Genomic DNA, 14794 nt, shown 5'->3' on the forward strand with positions numbered 1-14794 from the left:
CTAGGGCAGGCGGGCGAACAGCCGGGTTCCGCTAAGAGCGAGCAGCAGACCGGCGGTCACGATGGCCGCAACTCCGCCGAGGTAGGCGATGACCGTTCCGAGCGTGCCGACGCGCTCGAACAGGCTGCTATCCAGGACGAGAGTTGCGATGAGGGCCACGGCAGAGAGCGCACCACAACCGATCGACACCCACCGAACAACGCGAATCGTCGAGTGGCGCAGTCCGGTGAATGCCCGGCGCCGGTCCGTCGCGGCCGGGGTCGGGGTATCCGCTCGGCTCACGATGCCCGGGCGCGGCCAGGCCAGCACCGCCCCGGCGAGGCACCCCCACACGGCGACCCAGAGCAGGGCTGCGATGACGTCACTCGGCCGATGCCACTGGTTGGCGAGCGTTGCCACACCGGCCAGCACGGCGAAAGCTGTACCCCAGCCGGCGACCATCGGGCGCAGGCGCGGGCTCGCGACCAGAAATACCACGAGAGCGGATGCCGCCGCCACCGTCGTATGCCCTGACGGGAATGAGTTTCCGGCATACCCCTCGACCGCGAGGTCGGGGCGGGCCAGAATGCCGTATTTCAGCAGTTGGGCCGAGGCCGTCGCCGCCGCGGCTGCGCCAAGCGCAACGATGAGGGTGCGCCAGTTGCGGCGCACCCCCGCGATGACCGCGGTCAAAACCACCCCGAATACCACGGCGATATCCGGCACGGAGTCGAGCACTCGGCCGGTGAACGGCGTAATGCTGTGACGACCGAATTCGGCGCCGTCATAGGCGAGCTGGTCGGCCTCCTGGCCGGCGTGGCTGCGCACGAAGAAAAGATAGAGGCCAAGGAAAGCCAGCGCGGTCACCGACGCCCCGACAAGGTACACCAGAGGCCCCTGTCTGAGGGAGCTTCGAGGAGACCGATTGCGCACATTCAAGCATGCCACGTGTTTCGGCAAGCACGGTGTCTGCGCGTACCTGCTACGTGGCGGCGAGTACGACCTTACCGCGCAGGTGCCCTGCCATGAGGTACCGGTAGGCGTCCTGCACCTGCTCGAGCGGAAAGATCCGGTCGATGGGCAGCACGATCTCTCCGGCCGCAATCAGCCCGGCCAGCGAGTCGAGATCGTCGATGCTTGCGGCTTGACCGCCCACCTCGGAGATTCCGAGATCCGCACGATGGCCGCGCGCGGCGATCGTGTTGATGCGGGTGCCGGGAACGCCGAGTTCGAGGGCCGCGTCGATCGTGGGGGCGCCGTTGTAGTCGAGGGCAGCCGTCACCGTCAGGCCGGCCGCCAGTACCCGGTCGACCAGGCCGTCGCCGTAGGCGATGGGAATGACACCGAGCCCGCGCAGAAATTCGTGATTGACCGGGCTCGCAGTGCCCACAACGGTCGCCCCGGTGCGGACGGCAAGCTGGCAGGCGAGGATGCCGACACCACCGGCGGCAGCACCGATCAGCACGGTGTCATCGACGGTCAGGCCGAGGGACGCAACGCTAGCCCAGGCGGCCCGTCCCGCAATGTCGAGACCCCCGGCCTGTTCAAAGGTGAGGGCGTCCGGCTTCTTGAGAATTCGCGTCGCGTCAACGACGACGAAGTCTGCCTGGGCGTGCATCCGCTTGCCGCCGAACACGGCGTCACCGATGTGAAAACCCGAGACACCATCGCCCACCTCGTCGATGACACCGGAGAAATCGTTGCCGTTGCCGCAGGGCGGAACCGCCTCGTACCGTAATGCAGCCGGGCCGCCGTGAAAGATCTTGTAGTCGACGGGATTCAGGCCGGCGACGTGCACGCGCACCCGCACCTCACCACGCCCAGCCTGTGGTTGCTCATCGCGCACGATGCTCAACACTTCAGGTCCACCAAATTCGTCAATGCGTACGTAGCGCGCCATACCGCCAGCCTAGGGCCACCCGCCGATGCCCGATTGATGCGTGGCGTACACCCGTTGTTCAAGAACTTCTGATCGAATAGGAAGAAGAATCGTGACGGTGTGCCAGCGAGAGTACGCCCGCGACAAACGAATGGACGCTCTGTGAGCATTCGAACGGCTGAATACCCCCGGCCGGACCACTTCCTGTTGCACCTGAGTGACACCCACCTGCTGGCGGGGGGCTCGAAGCTCTACGGCAGCGTCAACGCTGAAAATCATCTGGCCGATCTCTTCGCCGAGGTCGAGGCCTCCGGCGTCCGGCCCCAGGCCATCGTCTTCACCGGCGATCTCGCCGACAAGGGCGAACCGGGAGCCTACGAACTGCTGCGCGAGATCGTCGAGCCGGCCGCGGCACGCCTCGGCGCCCGCGTGATCTGGGTGATGGGCAACCACGACAACCGCTCGGCGTTTCGCGCTGAGCTGCTCGACCAGGTTCCCAGCGAGGCGCCGGTTGACCGATCGTATGACCTCAACGGTTTACGGGTGATCACCCTCGACACCTCTGTGCCCGGCCACCACTACGGCGCGGTATCCGATGAGCAGCTGCTCTGGCTAGCTGAGGAACTGCGCGTACCAGCTCCCGACGGTACGATTCTCGCCATGCATCACCCGCCGATCCCGACCGTGCTCGACCTCGCGGCCGTTGTCGAGTTGCGCGACCAGGATCGCCTGGCCACCGTGCTTCGCGGCTCGGACGTGCGCAGCATCATCGCGGGACACCTGCACTATTCCTCGATGGCGACGTTTGCCGGCATCCCCGTATCCGTGTCGTCAGCGACCTGTTACACGCAGGACCTCAACGTTCCCGTCGGTGGCACCCTCGGTCGCGACGGCGCCCGAGCCTTTAATCTCGTGCACGTCTACCCGGGTACTGTGCTGCACTCGGTCGTGCCGCTCGGTCAGTTTCGCACGCTTGAACACGTGGATGCCGCCGAAAGCGCCAGGCGACTGCGCGCTTCCGGCGTCGAGATCACGCCGTCGGAGACTCTGCCTGCATTGCGCGAGCCACCAATGACCCGGCCGATCCCGGTTCTGCACTAGAGGCCACACTGGCCCGTTCCCACGGTGCCACAATCGGAAAGTACAGCTCGAGAAATTCGGTGACCGCGGCGCGACGCACCTCGGTAGAGATTTCCGGGTGACTGCCGTCGTTCAGGCAGAACATGTCCTGGTCGCGATGCTTGCGCAGATGATTCATTTGTCGCAGGGCGATGCGCAGTGTCGTCTCGATATAGAGCGAGCGCACCTGCGTCTGCGCAACCGCGCGACCGGTCATCAAGGCGTAGTAGTGATACAACGAGTTGGTGACCGAGATGTCGGTCGCCGAACGGAACCGGCTGGCGGCTGTGCGACTGAAGTCCTCGGGAAACTCCTGTTCCAGTTCAATCAGCACGCTCTTGCGCATGGGCGCCGGCGTGTGTTCCAGGTGCCGCGTGGTCACCTTGCCGAAGCGCCCGCGCAACAGCGCCCGATTCACCCGAGCGGCATTCTCGAACCCGCTGCGGGTCGGATCGTTCTCGCCCAGCCCGATACGAGTGGCCGCCTCCACGAACTTGGTCACCCCGCCCGGCGAGAAGAACAGCTCCGGGCCGACCGGGCGACCGAAGAACATGTCGTCGTTCGAATACAGAAAGTGCTCGGCCAGGCCCGGAATGTGATGAAGTTGGCTTTCCACGGCGTGCGAATTATGAATGGGCAGCACGCTCGTGTCAACGAAGAAGTCTTCACTGCGCATGATCGTGACGCGTGGGTGCTCGGCCAGCCACTCGGGCGCGGGTGAATCGGTCGCGATGAAGATACGTCGAATCCACGGGGCGAACATATAGACGCTCCGCAGCGCATACTTGAGCTCATCGATCTGACGAAAACGGGCGTCGGAATCGTCACCTTCGCCGACTACGTAAGCCTTCATCCGCTTGGCACGTTCCCGCTGAAATTCATCGCTCGATCCGTCGACCCAGCTGAACACAAGGTCAATGTCAAAGGAAACGTCGCTCGCCAGGTCGTCGAACATGTTCTGCAGGGTCAGCCAGGTGCGCCCATACATGTCGATGGTCGTTTCACGTGCTTCAGAGCGCGGAAGCCGGGTGCGCATGAGGGCGTTTTCGACGGGGGCGATGATTTCGTCTTCGCCGAAGCGCCACATTTCCAGCTGGAATGCCGTCTGGGCGCCATAGCGCAGTCGGCCGATCGGTTCGATGCGGGGCCGGTAGACGCGAAACACGGAGGACTTGCGCAGCGTCGTGAGAGCGCCGTCGGCGAGCAGAAATTGCTGGCTGACAGCGCCATCGAGCGGCTTGGCGTAGAAGGGTTCGTTGGCGAACGCCCGGCTCAAGACCCTGGTGATTTCCTTGCGCCGCTTGCGGTCGACGGCGATGACCGGCCGCTTGTGGTCGCCGCGCACGAGCAGAAAGTCGATGCCGGCAGCGGTGAGGGCGTCATAGACGGCTACGAGGTCCTTCACCATGGACTCGTGCGGCGTGTAGTGGCCGTTGATGAGGGCGATCTCGCCCTTGCGCACGACGAGATCGTCACGGTCGAAGCGACGGGTGCGGGCATCCGGTGTGATCAACACCAACTCGGGCTCGCTGCTGAGGGACAGGGTCGGGATCAGCCCGGTGTTGGTGGGGGGTTCCGGGTCGCTCGAGTCGAAGCCGACGGTGTCCGGGCGAAACGCGTCGGTGTCAAAGATGTCACCGACGAGAGTATCGGCGTGGCCGTGGTTGGAAGTCTCCGGTCGTGCCTCCGGAATGTCGCGTGTCGCCATGGTCCTCCTTGAGAAAAGTGGTGCACTCGATCGTGGTCCAGCCAGGGCTGACACCGCGGAGTGCGTCGAAATTACCGGCGTGAATGATTCAGAGTGTTTCGCAGCGACGACCTGCTCGAGAAGCGACGAGGTTCTCGATGAGCGACTGGCGTTTGGTGAAACGCGGTGGCATTTGTCTTAAGTGTACGTCTCGAAGTCGTTAATTTGCTGCGGCGACCGGGCGACCGGGTCGCGCCATCAACGGATGCTGCGGCATCCGTTTAACCGGTCTAACCGTGTCAGAGTGCGGATTTCGGGAACCACGAGGGATCCTTTCGGCAGGCCCCGGGGTGTGGGGCGAAGGTGATATCCCGATGTTAGTGCTTGTGCGGTCGAACGGTTTGTCGCTCCTCAGCGCCAATTTGGCCAAGGAGTACGGCGGTGGCGTCGAACGGCGGCAGTTTTGCTGGGTCGGTGACCGGCAGTTGGCAGACGAAGTCGCGGCAGAGGTACGCGGTGGGCTGGCCGCTCGGCGCCGTACGGGCCGCGAAAAGGTCGAATCCGGCGGCGCTGAATGCCCGCGCCTGAGATTCTGAAACGGATGCGACCACTCCCGCCAGGTGGCGACGAGCGAGGTCCTGCAGGGTGACGGGGTACGGGGAAGCGGGCGCGCGGTCGTTCCTGCCCGGCTGGTCCGGCGAGACAATGACGAGTTGCTCAATCGGAGCGTTGACTTCGTCGAACAGCCGCAGCACGGCGCCATAGGCGAGCGGTCTGGCGGGAGCCAGGTCGGCGACGAGGCCGAGGCTGGCCTGCGCGGCCCGTCGGTAGCGGTCGTCGCCGGTGAGGCGGTGCACAAGCAGTGCGGCGTCAGCACTGGCGGAAAGTCCAGAGGGGTAGGCACCCTCGGAGGGATCTATAGTGCTGACCAGACCCTGCCGACTGAGCACCGGATCTGCGCCGTGCGGCGGGCGGAAAATTGGAGTGTCGGTGGCTGCCGGTAGCGTGCTGTCGAGCAGGTGACGAGCCCGAGTGGCGTAGGTCACGTCACCGGTGACCAGTGCGAGTTCGAGGAGTCCACGCGAGTACATGCCATAGTCCTCCAGGGTGGCTTTCGCGGTCGAGGTGCGCCCATCAACCGAGGCTCGTACGAGGGTGCCGTCGGCCCGCTCGTGGTGCGCGTGCAGGTAGTCGGCTGCCCGGCGGGCCGCGGCTACGAGGTCGGGCTGGTCGAAGGCGAAGCCGGCTCGGGCCAGCGCTTGGATGGCCAGACTGTTCCAGCCCGTCAGCACCTTCTCATCGAGGGCCGGCGGGGTCTGCTTCGAGCGCTCGCTCTGTTCGAGGGCGTAGTAGCCACCCTCGACTCGTCGGCCATCGACGGTGCTCTCTGAGTCCTGCGCACTCGCAAACCCGCCTCCCGGAAGCTGCATCACATCGCAGAGAAAACGTGCGATTTTCTCGGCGACCTGACGGGCCCAAGGCTGGCCGCTGAGCATCCACGCACGGGTGTACAGGCTGAGCAGCTGAGCGTTGTCGTAGAGCATCCGTTCGTAGTGCGGGTCGCTCCAATCTCGATTGACCGCGTAGCGAAAGAAACCGCCCTCGATCGGGTCGCGCAGCGGTGACGCGCCCATAATTTTGAGGGTGCGCAGGGCGAGCGAGGGGCCGTCGCCGTCGAGCGCGTTGCCGTGCCCGAGCAGAAACGAGAGCGCAGGGGCAACCGGAAACTTCGGCGCACCGCCGAAGCCACCGAACCGGGGGTCTTCGTATCCGACCAGTTCGGCGACGGCCCGGTCGAGCGCTTCGCTGCCCGGCTGCCCGCCTGCTGCGGAGCGAGCGGCGCCGGAGGCGAGCTCCCGCGCCGAGTCGGCGAGCAGCTCGGCCACCCTGCCGGCGCCGGCCGTCACTTCGGCGCGGCGGGTCTGCCAGGCCTCCGCCACCGCCGTCAGTACCGCGCGAAAGGACGGATGCGCCGCGATAGCCACCGGCGGAAAGTACGTTCCAGCGTGAAAGGCCTGGCCATCGGGGGTGACGAACACGTTCAGCGGCCAGCCGAGCCCCTCGACGAACGCGCTTGCCGCGGCCAGGTAGCTCGCGTCGACGTCGGGGTGCTCCTCCCGGTCAACCTTGATGCTCACGAAGTGGGCGTTGAGGTACTCGGCGATCGCCGGATCGCTGAAGCTCTCCCTCGCCATGACGTGGCACCAGTGGCAGGTGGAATAGCCAATCGAGACCAGCACCGGCACGTCCCGCTCCCGCGCTTCAATAAACGCGTCTTCACCCCAGCCAAACCAGTCCACTGGGTTGTCGGCGTGGCTGCGCAGGTAGGGGCTGATGGCATCGGCGAGGCGGTTGGGCATGCTCCATTCTGCTCCCGGTTGCAGTTTCGGGCGAGCGAAACGAAAAGCTAGGCGGCCCCGAGCAGGGCGTTCCGCCGACGCTGCACCCGCACCCACACCACGAAGCCCACGAGGGTGAAGGCACCATAGAACAGGTAGAGAACGGCGGAGGCGTAGTAGCCGGCGCTGATTAGCAGCGGCACGCCTACGATGTCGACCGCCACCCAGATGAGCCAGAATTCGGTCCAGCCTTTGGCCATGCCGTAGGTCGCGAGCAACGAGCCGGTGAAGATCCAGGCATCCGCCCAGACCGGTTCGAACGAGCCCAGGGCACGAAAAATGGGGGTGAGCACGAGGGTGCCGGCAACCAGGCCCAGGCCCAGCAGGATGCGGGTACGGTTGGCCGCCCAGCGCGGGGCCACGGCAACATGCACGGCCGAGTTGCGGCTGCGCTGCCACTGTACCCACCCGAAGATCGACACGACGATGAACATGATCTGACGACCTGCCTGACCGAGCAGGTTGACCGGGTTGGGCGTGCCGAACACGGCCCCGAGGAACACCGTGAACAGCAACGCATTGCCGATGATCCCCACTGGCCACGCCCAGATTTTGCGGCGCATGCCGCCGACCGCACTGGCAATACCGAAGGCATTGCCGACGATCTCGCGCCAGAGAATGGTCTGGCTACCGATCTGCAACTGGGCGTCGAACAGCCATTCAATCGGATTCATGGAGATCTTTCTGCAGGACAACGTGCTCGGTGACGCACAACGCATCCCAATCTACGCCGCTGAGTGGGGAGGTGACGCGTGATGACACCCATGGCCCCACTCATCAGGGAATGCTGCGGACTAGTTCACCTCGTTGGGGTGCGCGGATACACGGCCGGCACGCTCGAGCGCGGAGATCATGGTGACCTCGGTGCGAGTCAGTTCGAAGTCGAAGACGTCGAAGTTCTCGGTCATGCGTGCGAGACGGTTCGACTTGGGGAACAGGATGTTGCCCATCTGCAGGTGCCAGCGGATGACGATCTGCGCGGGCGACTTTTCGTGCGCCTCGGCGGCATCCGCTATCACCTGCTCGTCGAACAGGGGGTATTTACCCTGGCCGAGCGGGCCCCAGGCCTCGATGTTGATACCGTTTTCGCGAGCGAAAGCGGTGACTTCAAGCTGCTGGTGCGCCGGGTGCAGCTCGATCTGGTTGATGGCCGGCACGATAGCCGTCTCGTGCAGCAGGCGGTCAAGGTGGGGTACCAGAAAATTGGAGACGCCGATGGAGCGGGCCCGGCCGGACTCCTGAATCTTCTCGAGAGCTCTCCAGCTCTCGACGAATTTGTCGTTGGCCGGAGCCGGCCAGTGGATCAGGTAGAGGTCCACGTAGTCGAGGCCCAGCTTCTCGAGACTTTCCTCGAACGCGTCGAAAGCCGACTGGGTGCCCTGACGGTCGTTCCAGAGCTTGGTGGTGATGTACAGCTCGGAGCGGGCGATGCCGGAGGAAGCGAGGGCCTTGCCCACGCCCTCCTCGTTGCCGTAGATGGCGGCGGTGTCGATGTGGCGGTAACCGACCGACAGCGCGTCCGCCACGATGCGGGTGGTTTCGTCGGGTTCGACCTTGAACACTCCGAAACCGAGCTGCGGAATCGTGTGGCCGTCGTTGAGGGTGATGGTGGGAACAGATTTCGTCATCCCATCAGCCTATTGGCTGCTGTTCAGCATCCACCCCGCTGAACACCCAATGTTCACTGACCGCGAAAGCGTTGATATGACCGACGTAATATTAAGTCTTCATGGAAACGCTGAATATCACCTTCCCGCCCGAACTGCCCGTCAGCCAGCGTCGGGACGACATTGCCCGCGCGATTGCCGACAACCAGGTCGTGATCGTCGCCGGGTCGACCGGGTCGGGTAAGACCACCCAGTTGCCCAAGATCTGCCTCGAACTCGGCCGCAAAAACATCGGCCACACCCAGCCGCGCCGACTCGCCGCGCGCACCATCGCCGAACGCATCGCCGAGGAGCTCGGGCAGGAAGTCGGTCAGCTGGTCGGCTACCAGGTGCGATTCACCGACAAGGTCGGCGCGGACACCCGCATCAAGTTGATGACCGACGGCATCCTCTTGAATGAGATTCACCGTGATCGTATGCTGCGCAAGTACGACACGATCATCATCGATGAGGCGCACGAGCGCAGCCTCAATATTGACTTCCTGCTCGGCTACCTGCGGCAGTTGCTGCCCCAGCGCCCCGATCTCAAGCTCATCATCACCTCGGCCACCATCGACCCGGCCAGTTTCGCAAAGCATTTCGCGGCTGCGGACGGCACCCCGGCGCCGGTCGTCGAGGTGTCCGGCCGCACCTTTCCGGTGGAGATTCGCTACCGGCCGCTCGTCGCGGAGCCTGGAATCGACGATGACGACGATGACGACGATACAACGGATGCCGCTCCCCCGGTCGACCGCGACTATATCGAGGGCATCACCGCCGCCCTCGATGAGCTCGAACGGGAGTCCAACGGCGACGTGCTCGTCTTTCTCTCCGGCGAGACCGAGATTCGCGATGCCGCCGACGCGCTGCAGGGCAAGTACGCCTCCTCGGCCAGCCGCAACCCCACCGAGGTGCTGCCGCTCTACGGCCGACTGTCGTCGGCCGACCAGCACCGGGTGTTCCAGCCGTCGACCGTGGCCGGGGTGAAACGGCGCATCGTGCTCGCGACCAACGTGGCCGAGACCAGCCTGACCGTGCCGGGCATCCGCTATGTCATCGACGCCGGAACCGCGCGCATCAGCCGGTACAGCGTGCGCTCCAAGGTGCAACGACTGCCGATCGAAGCGATCTCGCAGGCCTCCGGCAACCAGCGCAGCGGTCGCAGCGGCCGCACGAGCGATGGCATCGCGATTCGGTTGTATTCCGAAGAAGACTATATGCGCCGTCCGGAATATACTGAACCGGAGATTCTGCGCACCAATCTCGCCGCCGTCATTCTGCAGATGATCTCGCTCGGCCTCGGCGACATCGCCTCGTTCCCCTTCTTGACCCCGCCGGATTCCCGCAACATCAAGGACGGCCTCGACCTGCTCGCCGAGCTCGGCGCCATCGAGGCCGAGGGGGCCGGGCGCACCAAGAGCGGTCGCGGCGCCGCCCGGGCCACCAGCAGCGAAGCGGATGCCTCCGCCCCGGCCACCGCACCGGCGACCCCCGCGTCCCCGGCGACCCCGCGCCTCACTCGCATCGGCCAGCAGCTCGCGCAGCTGCCGATCGACCCGCGCTTTGGCCGCATGGTGATCGAGTCGAAGACGCAGGGCACCAGCCGGGAAGTCATGGCGATCGTGGCCGGACTGACCATTCAGGACCCGCGGGAGCGCCCGCTCGAGCGTCGCGCCCAGGCCGACCAGTTTCATGCCCGGTTTGCCGACCCGACGAGCGACTTCCTCAGCCTGCTCAACCTCTGGAACTACCTCGAGAAGCAGCAGTCCGAGCTGGGTTCGAGTGCCTTTCGACGCCTGTGCAAGAACGAATACCTCAACTACCTGCGAGTGCGCGAGTGGCAGGACGTGCTGCGGCAGTTGCGCCAGCTGGCCAAGCCGCTCGGCCTGCATCTCGGTGAGCCGAGCACGAACCCCGACGGCGTGCACCGATCGTTGCTGGCCGGGCTCCTCTCCCATATCGGCCTGAAAGACGTCGCCAAGAAGGACTACGTCGGTGCTCGTCAGCAACGCTTCGTACTCTTTCCCGGGTCGACGCTGGCGAAGAAGCAGCCGAGCGCGGTCATGAGCGCCGAACTGGTCGAGACCAGCCGGCTGTTTGCCCGCATGAACGCGGTCGTCGACCCGGCCTGGGCCGAACCCCTCGCCGGCAACCTGTGCAAGCGCAGCTATTCTGAACCGCACTGGGAGATGAAGCAGGGCGCCGCCGTGGTCTACGAACGTGTGACGCTGTACGGCGTGCCTATCGTGGCCCGCCGCCGGGTGCAGTTCTCCCGGATCGACCCGGCCTACGCCCGGGAGCTGTTCATTCGCCACGCACTGGTGGAGGGCGAGTGGGACCGTGCGTCGGGGCCGCAAACGTCGGCAGCAGAGAAGGAAGCCGATCGCGGCGGGCGGGGACCGTCCCGCAACGAACGTGTCAACATCTCGGTCGACGGCGGCACGGCTTCGGGCGGGCGCGGTTCCGGCCGCGGCGCACCGATGGTTGGCAGCAGCGCGAGCCGCGGCGGCCGGCCCGGCCAGACCGGCGACCCCGGAATGTGGGCATTTGAGCGGGCCAACGCCAGGCTGCGGGAGGAACTGGCCGAGCTGGAGGAGCGCACCCGGCGCCGGGACATCCTCTTCGATGACGAGGCCGTCTTCGACTTCTACCAGCGCCGCATTCCGGCCGACGTGTCGTCGACCAAGAGCTTCGAGGGTTGGTGGCGCACCGCCAGGTTCGACACCCCCGACCTGCTCACCATGACCGCCGACGCGCTCGTGGCCGAGGACTCCCCCGAGATCGATGAGGGGCTCTTTCCGCCAAGCTGGCAGCAGGGCGACCAACGTTTGACCCTCGGTTACCGGTTCGAACCCGGCGAAGAAGATGACGGCGTGACCGTACGCATCCCGCTCGCGCTGCTTGCCCGTCTCTCGCCGAACGGTTTCGACTGGCAGGTGCCCGGCCTCCGGGCCGAATTGGTGACCGCCATGATCAAGTCGCTGCCGAAGAGCATCCGCCGCAATGTCGTTCCCGCCGCCGACTGGGCCACTCGACTACTGAGCGAACTGCCCGGCGAGCCCGGCATCGTCATGGCGTTGCCGACGCCCATTCCCGACGCGTCGTTCGCCGAGACGCTCGCGGCGTTGATCCAGAAGCTGACCTACGTGCCGGTGAGCGCGCGCGACTTCGAGCTCGGCCGGATTCCCGCACACCTGCGCATGACGTTTGTCGTCACCGACGAGCGCGGACGCACCGTCGCCGCCGACAAGAACCTCAGCGACCTTCAGCGCCGGCTCGGCACCCGGGTGCGCGAGAGCGTTGCGAAGGCAACGAGCGCTGCGGCGCCGAGCAACGCGATCGAACGCGGCGGCCTCACCACCTGGGACCTCGGCGAGCTCCCCCGCTTCCTCGACACCAAACAGTGCGACAACACGATTCGCGGGTATCCGACGCTGGTCGATGATGGGGCATCCGTTTCTATTCGCATGATGAGCACCGAGCTGGAGCAGGCCCGCGCGCTGCCCCGCGGGGTGCGCCGGCTGCTGCTGCTCGCGACGCCGTCACCGGCCGCGTATGTGCAGCAGCATTTGACCGCCGCCGAAAAGCTGAGCCTTGCGACCAGCCCGTACAAGACCACGCAGGCCCTGTTCGAGGATTGTCTTGCCGCAGCGGTCGACGACGTGCTTTTTAGGGTGCGTCCGGGTGGCCAGGTGTTCATGAAGGCGGAGTTCGACACCATTCGCGATCGAGTATCGGGGGTGGTGATGGACTCCATGTTCGAAACGGTGGGTCTGGTCGCCCGTATTCTCACCGCTCAACGCCTGGCTGATAGGGCACTCAAGGCTGCAACCAGCATGGCGCTGCTGCCGGGAATCAGCGACGCGCGCCAACAGCTCACCGCATTGGTCTATCCCGGTTTCGTCAGCGAAACCGGTCTCGCCCAGTTGCGCCATCTGCCGCGCTATCTCGGTGGTATCAGTGCCCGGGTGCCCAAACTCGTCGACAACCCGAGCCGCGACCGGGTCTGGATGAACGAGACCCAGGCCGCGACCACTCGGTTCGAGAACGCCGGCGGTACCATGCCGCTTAAGGCGGATGCTGACGTCTCCGTTCTGCGCGCCCGCTGGATGATCGAGGAACTGCGGATCAGTCTGTTCGCGCAGGAACTCAAAGCGGCGGAGTCTGTCTCACTGCAACGCATCCAAAAGGTGCTCGCCGGATAACGGGCCTCTGCTGCCACGGGTTGCCGCCGGGCCCACCTTACGGAACCGGGCCACGATAGATCATGGGCCCCCTTTCCGGGCCCGGGCCCGGAAAGGGGTGAGTGGGGCTAGAGCACCTTGGAGAGGAAGGCCTGGGTGCGGTGGTGCTGGGGGTTGGCGAGCACCTCGGTGGGTACACCGCTCTCGACGACGACACCGCCGTCCATGAAGACCAGCGAATCGGCGACTTCCCGGGCGAAACCCATCTCATGGGTGACCACGATCATGGTCATGCCGTCGCGGGCCAGGACCTGCATGACGTCGAGCACCTCGCCGACCAGCTCGGGGTCGAGCGCGCTGGTGGGTTCGTCGAACAGCATGAGCTTGGGCTCCATGGCGAGGGCACGGGCGATCGCGACCCGCTGCTGCTGTCCGCCGGAGAGGTGCGCGGGGTAGTAGTCGGCTCGTTCGGCGAGACCGACCCGGGCCAGGAGGGCGCGGGCGTTGGCCTCGACCCCGGCCTTCGACAGGCCCTTGACCCGGATGGGCGCTTCCATCACGTTCTGCAAAGCGGTCATGTGTGGAAACAGGTTGAAGCGCTGAAACACCATGCCGATGTCGCGGCGCTGCCGCGCCGCCTCCTTGGGGCGCATCTCGTAGAGCTTGTGGTTGGCCTCGCGGTAGCCGATGAGTTCGCCATCCACGCTCAGGCGTCCGGACGAGACGACCTCGAGATGGTTGATGCAGCGCAGAAAGGTGGACTTGCCCGAGCCGCTTGGCCCGACCAGGCACATGACCTCGCCGCGCTTGACCTCGAGCGAGATGCTCTTGAGCACCTCATTGGAGCCGAAACTCTTGGAGACGCGGTCGGCGACCACCATGGGGGTGTCTAGCATCAGCGGTCTTCCTTGTGCGGGTCGGTGGAGGGCAGCACAACGGTGGGTTGACCACTGCCGACGACCGGGGTGACCCCGGTCATGGTGCCCGTGATCGACGCGGTCGCGTCATCCGCTTTCTTGTCTGGACGGCGGTCGCCAATGCCGCGGGCGAACCGCTTCTCGAGAAAGTACTGGCCGACCATGAGGATGGAAGTGAAGAACAGGTACCAGATCGACGCGACGATGAGCATCGGCACTGTTTCGAAAGTCACGGCGGCGATGTCGCGGGAGCGCGTGTACAGCTCGAGGGTGAAGGGAATGGCCGTCACGAGCGAGGTCGTCTTGAGCATCGAGATGACCTCGTTGCCGGCCGGCGGAATGATCACCCGCATCGACTGGGGAACGATCACGCGCACCATGGTCTGGAACCAGCTCATACCGAGCGCGGTCGCCGCTTCTTCCTGCCCGCTGTCGACCGAGAGCAGGCCGGCGCGCACGATCTCGGCCATGTAGGCGGCCTCGTTGAGGGCCAGTCCCACGATCGCGAGAATGAACGCGCTCAGCGCGACCCTGGTCGGAAAAGACACCCACGGTTCGGTGAAGGGCAACCCGATGTCGATGGTCTGGTAGATCGTGCCGATCAGGCCCCAGAATGCGAGTTGAACGTACACCGGGGTACCACGGAAGATCCACAGGTAGACCCAGGCGATACTGCTGACGACCGTGTTGGGTGAGAGCCGCATGATGGCGAGGGTCACCCCGAGAATGATCGCGATGACCATGGAGTAGACCGTGAGCTGCAGGGTGATGAACGCCGCCTGCGAGATGCGCTGGTCGAACAGGTACTTGCCGACCGCCGGCCAGTTGTAGGCCGGGCGCATCGCCGCATCGGCGATGAACAGCGCCACGATGAGCAGCAACACGACCGCGAAGGTATTGCGCCACGGGTGGCGCAGGCGAATGGCCTTGATACCGGGCTCTGTCTTGACGCCGGTCGCCGTCGTGTTCGTCATGATGTGGGTC

Annotated in this window: 10 protein-coding genes; 2 read left to right on the top strand and 8 right to left on the bottom strand. The window is 65.2% G+C overall.

The annotated features are described in order from the left end of the window. The gene (locus tag E3T51_RS00720) at window positions 1-846 is read right to left on the bottom strand and encodes a phosphatase PAP2 family protein (RefSeq protein WP_241989090.1); all 846 of its coding nucleotides are present in this window, start codon (window positions 844-846) and stop codon (window positions 1-3) included. Window positions 847-961: 115 nt separating this feature from the next. Continuing rightward, window positions 962-1879 carry an NADP-dependent oxidoreductase gene (locus tag E3T51_RS00725; protein WP_134526206.1) on the bottom strand — a complete coding sequence of 306 codons (918 nt, stop codon included), beginning with the start codon at window positions 1877-1879 and terminating at the stop codon, window positions 962-964. Between the two features lie 141 nt (window positions 1880-2020). Between E3T51_RS00725 and E3T51_RS00730 the strand changes: the two genes are divergently transcribed. Further along, the gene (locus tag E3T51_RS00730) at window positions 2021-2959 is read left to right on the top strand and encodes a phosphodiesterase (protein ID WP_134526209.1); all 939 of its coding nucleotides are present in this window, start codon (window positions 2021-2023) and stop codon (window positions 2957-2959) included. Here the strand turns inward: E3T51_RS00730 and E3T51_RS00735 are convergent. The 4 genes from E3T51_RS00735 to E3T51_RS00750 form a co-directional block, all read right to left on the bottom strand. After that, entirely contained in the window at window positions 2889-4685 is a 1797-nt protein-coding gene (locus E3T51_RS00735) for a stealth family protein (RefSeq protein WP_134526212.1), read from the bottom strand. The two genes, E3T51_RS00730 and E3T51_RS00735, sit on opposite strands and share 71 nt — an antisense overlap. Before the next feature lie 356 nt (window positions 4686-5041). Further along, the gene (locus tag E3T51_RS00740; RefSeq protein WP_134526215.1) at window positions 5042-7024 is read right to left on the bottom strand and encodes a thioredoxin domain-containing protein; all 1983 of its coding nucleotides are present in this window, start codon (window positions 7022-7024) and stop codon (window positions 5042-5044) included. 47 nt (window positions 7025-7071) lie between these two features. Beyond that, window positions 7072-7737 (bottom strand): nicotinamide riboside transporter PnuC, encoded by a 666-nt coding sequence (gene pnuC / locus E3T51_RS00745; RefSeq protein WP_134526218.1) that lies wholly within the window; start codon window positions 7735-7737, stop codon window positions 7072-7074. Window positions 7738-7857: 120 nt separating this feature from the next. After that, a complete protein-coding gene (locus E3T51_RS00750) occupies window positions 7858-8691 on the bottom strand; it encodes an aldo/keto reductase (RefSeq protein ID WP_134526221.1) in 834 nt (277 codons plus the stop codon). A gap of 101 nt (window positions 8692-8792) precedes the next feature. On the opposite strand from E3T51_RS00750, the gene E3T51_RS16995 reads away from it, so the two are divergent. Next, on the top strand, window positions 8793-12914 hold the full coding sequence (locus E3T51_RS16995; protein ID WP_134526224.1) for a DUF3418 domain-containing protein: 4122 nt from the start codon (window positions 8793-8795) through the stop codon (window positions 12912-12914). 107 nt (window positions 12915-13021) lie between these two features. Here E3T51_RS16995 and E3T51_RS00760 read toward each other — a convergent pair whose 3' ends face one another. Both E3T51_RS00760 and E3T51_RS00765 read right to left on the bottom strand, forming a co-directional pair. Beyond that, complete coding sequence (locus E3T51_RS00760) at window positions 13022-13789, bottom strand: amino acid ABC transporter ATP-binding protein (protein WP_134526227.1); 768 nt, start codon at window positions 13787-13789, stop codon at window positions 13022-13024. Next, entirely contained in the window at window positions 13789-14784 is a 996-nt protein-coding gene (locus E3T51_RS00765) for an amino acid ABC transporter permease (RefSeq protein ID WP_134526230.1), read from the bottom strand. Before E3T51_RS00765 ends, E3T51_RS00760 begins: the two co-directional genes overlap by 1 nt. Window positions 14785-14794: the final 10 nt, after the last annotated feature.

The organism is Cryobacterium serini (assembly GCF_004404025.1).
Lineage (GTDB): Bacteria > Actinomycetota > Actinomycetes > Actinomycetales > Microbacteriaceae > Cryobacterium > Cryobacterium serini.

Bases quoted from the DNA above. Each gene is read 5' to 3' on its own strand.
- E3T51_RS00765 (WP_134526230.1), bottom strand. From the start codon at position 14,784: ATGACGAACACGACGGCGACCGGCGTCAAGACAGAGCCCGGTATCAAG.
- E3T51_RS00750 (WP_134526221.1), bottom strand. From the start codon at position 8,691: ATGACGAAATCTGTTCCCACCATCACCCTCAACGACGGCCACACGATT.
- E3T51_RS00725 (WP_134526206.1), bottom strand. From the start codon at position 1,879: ATGGCGCGCTACGTACGCATTGACGAATTTGGTGGACCTGAAGTGTTG.
- E3T51_RS00735 (WP_134526212.1), bottom strand. From the start codon at position 4,685: ATGGCGACACGCGACATTCCGGAGGCACGACCGGAGACTTCCAACCAC.
- pnuC (WP_134526218.1), bottom strand. From the start codon at position 7,737: ATGAATCCGATTGAATGGCTGTTCGACGCCCAGTTGCAGATCGGTAGC.
- E3T51_RS00760 (WP_134526227.1), bottom strand. From the start codon at position 13,789: ATGCTAGACACCCCCATGGTGGTCGCCGACCGCGTCTCCAAGAGTTTC.
- E3T51_RS00740 (WP_134526215.1), bottom strand. From the start codon at position 7,024: ATGCCCAACCGCCTCGCCGATGCCATCAGCCCCTACCTGCGCAGCCAC.
- E3T51_RS16995 (WP_134526224.1), top strand. From the start codon at position 8,793: ATGGAAACGCTGAATATCACCTTCCCGCCCGAACTGCCCGTCAGCCAG.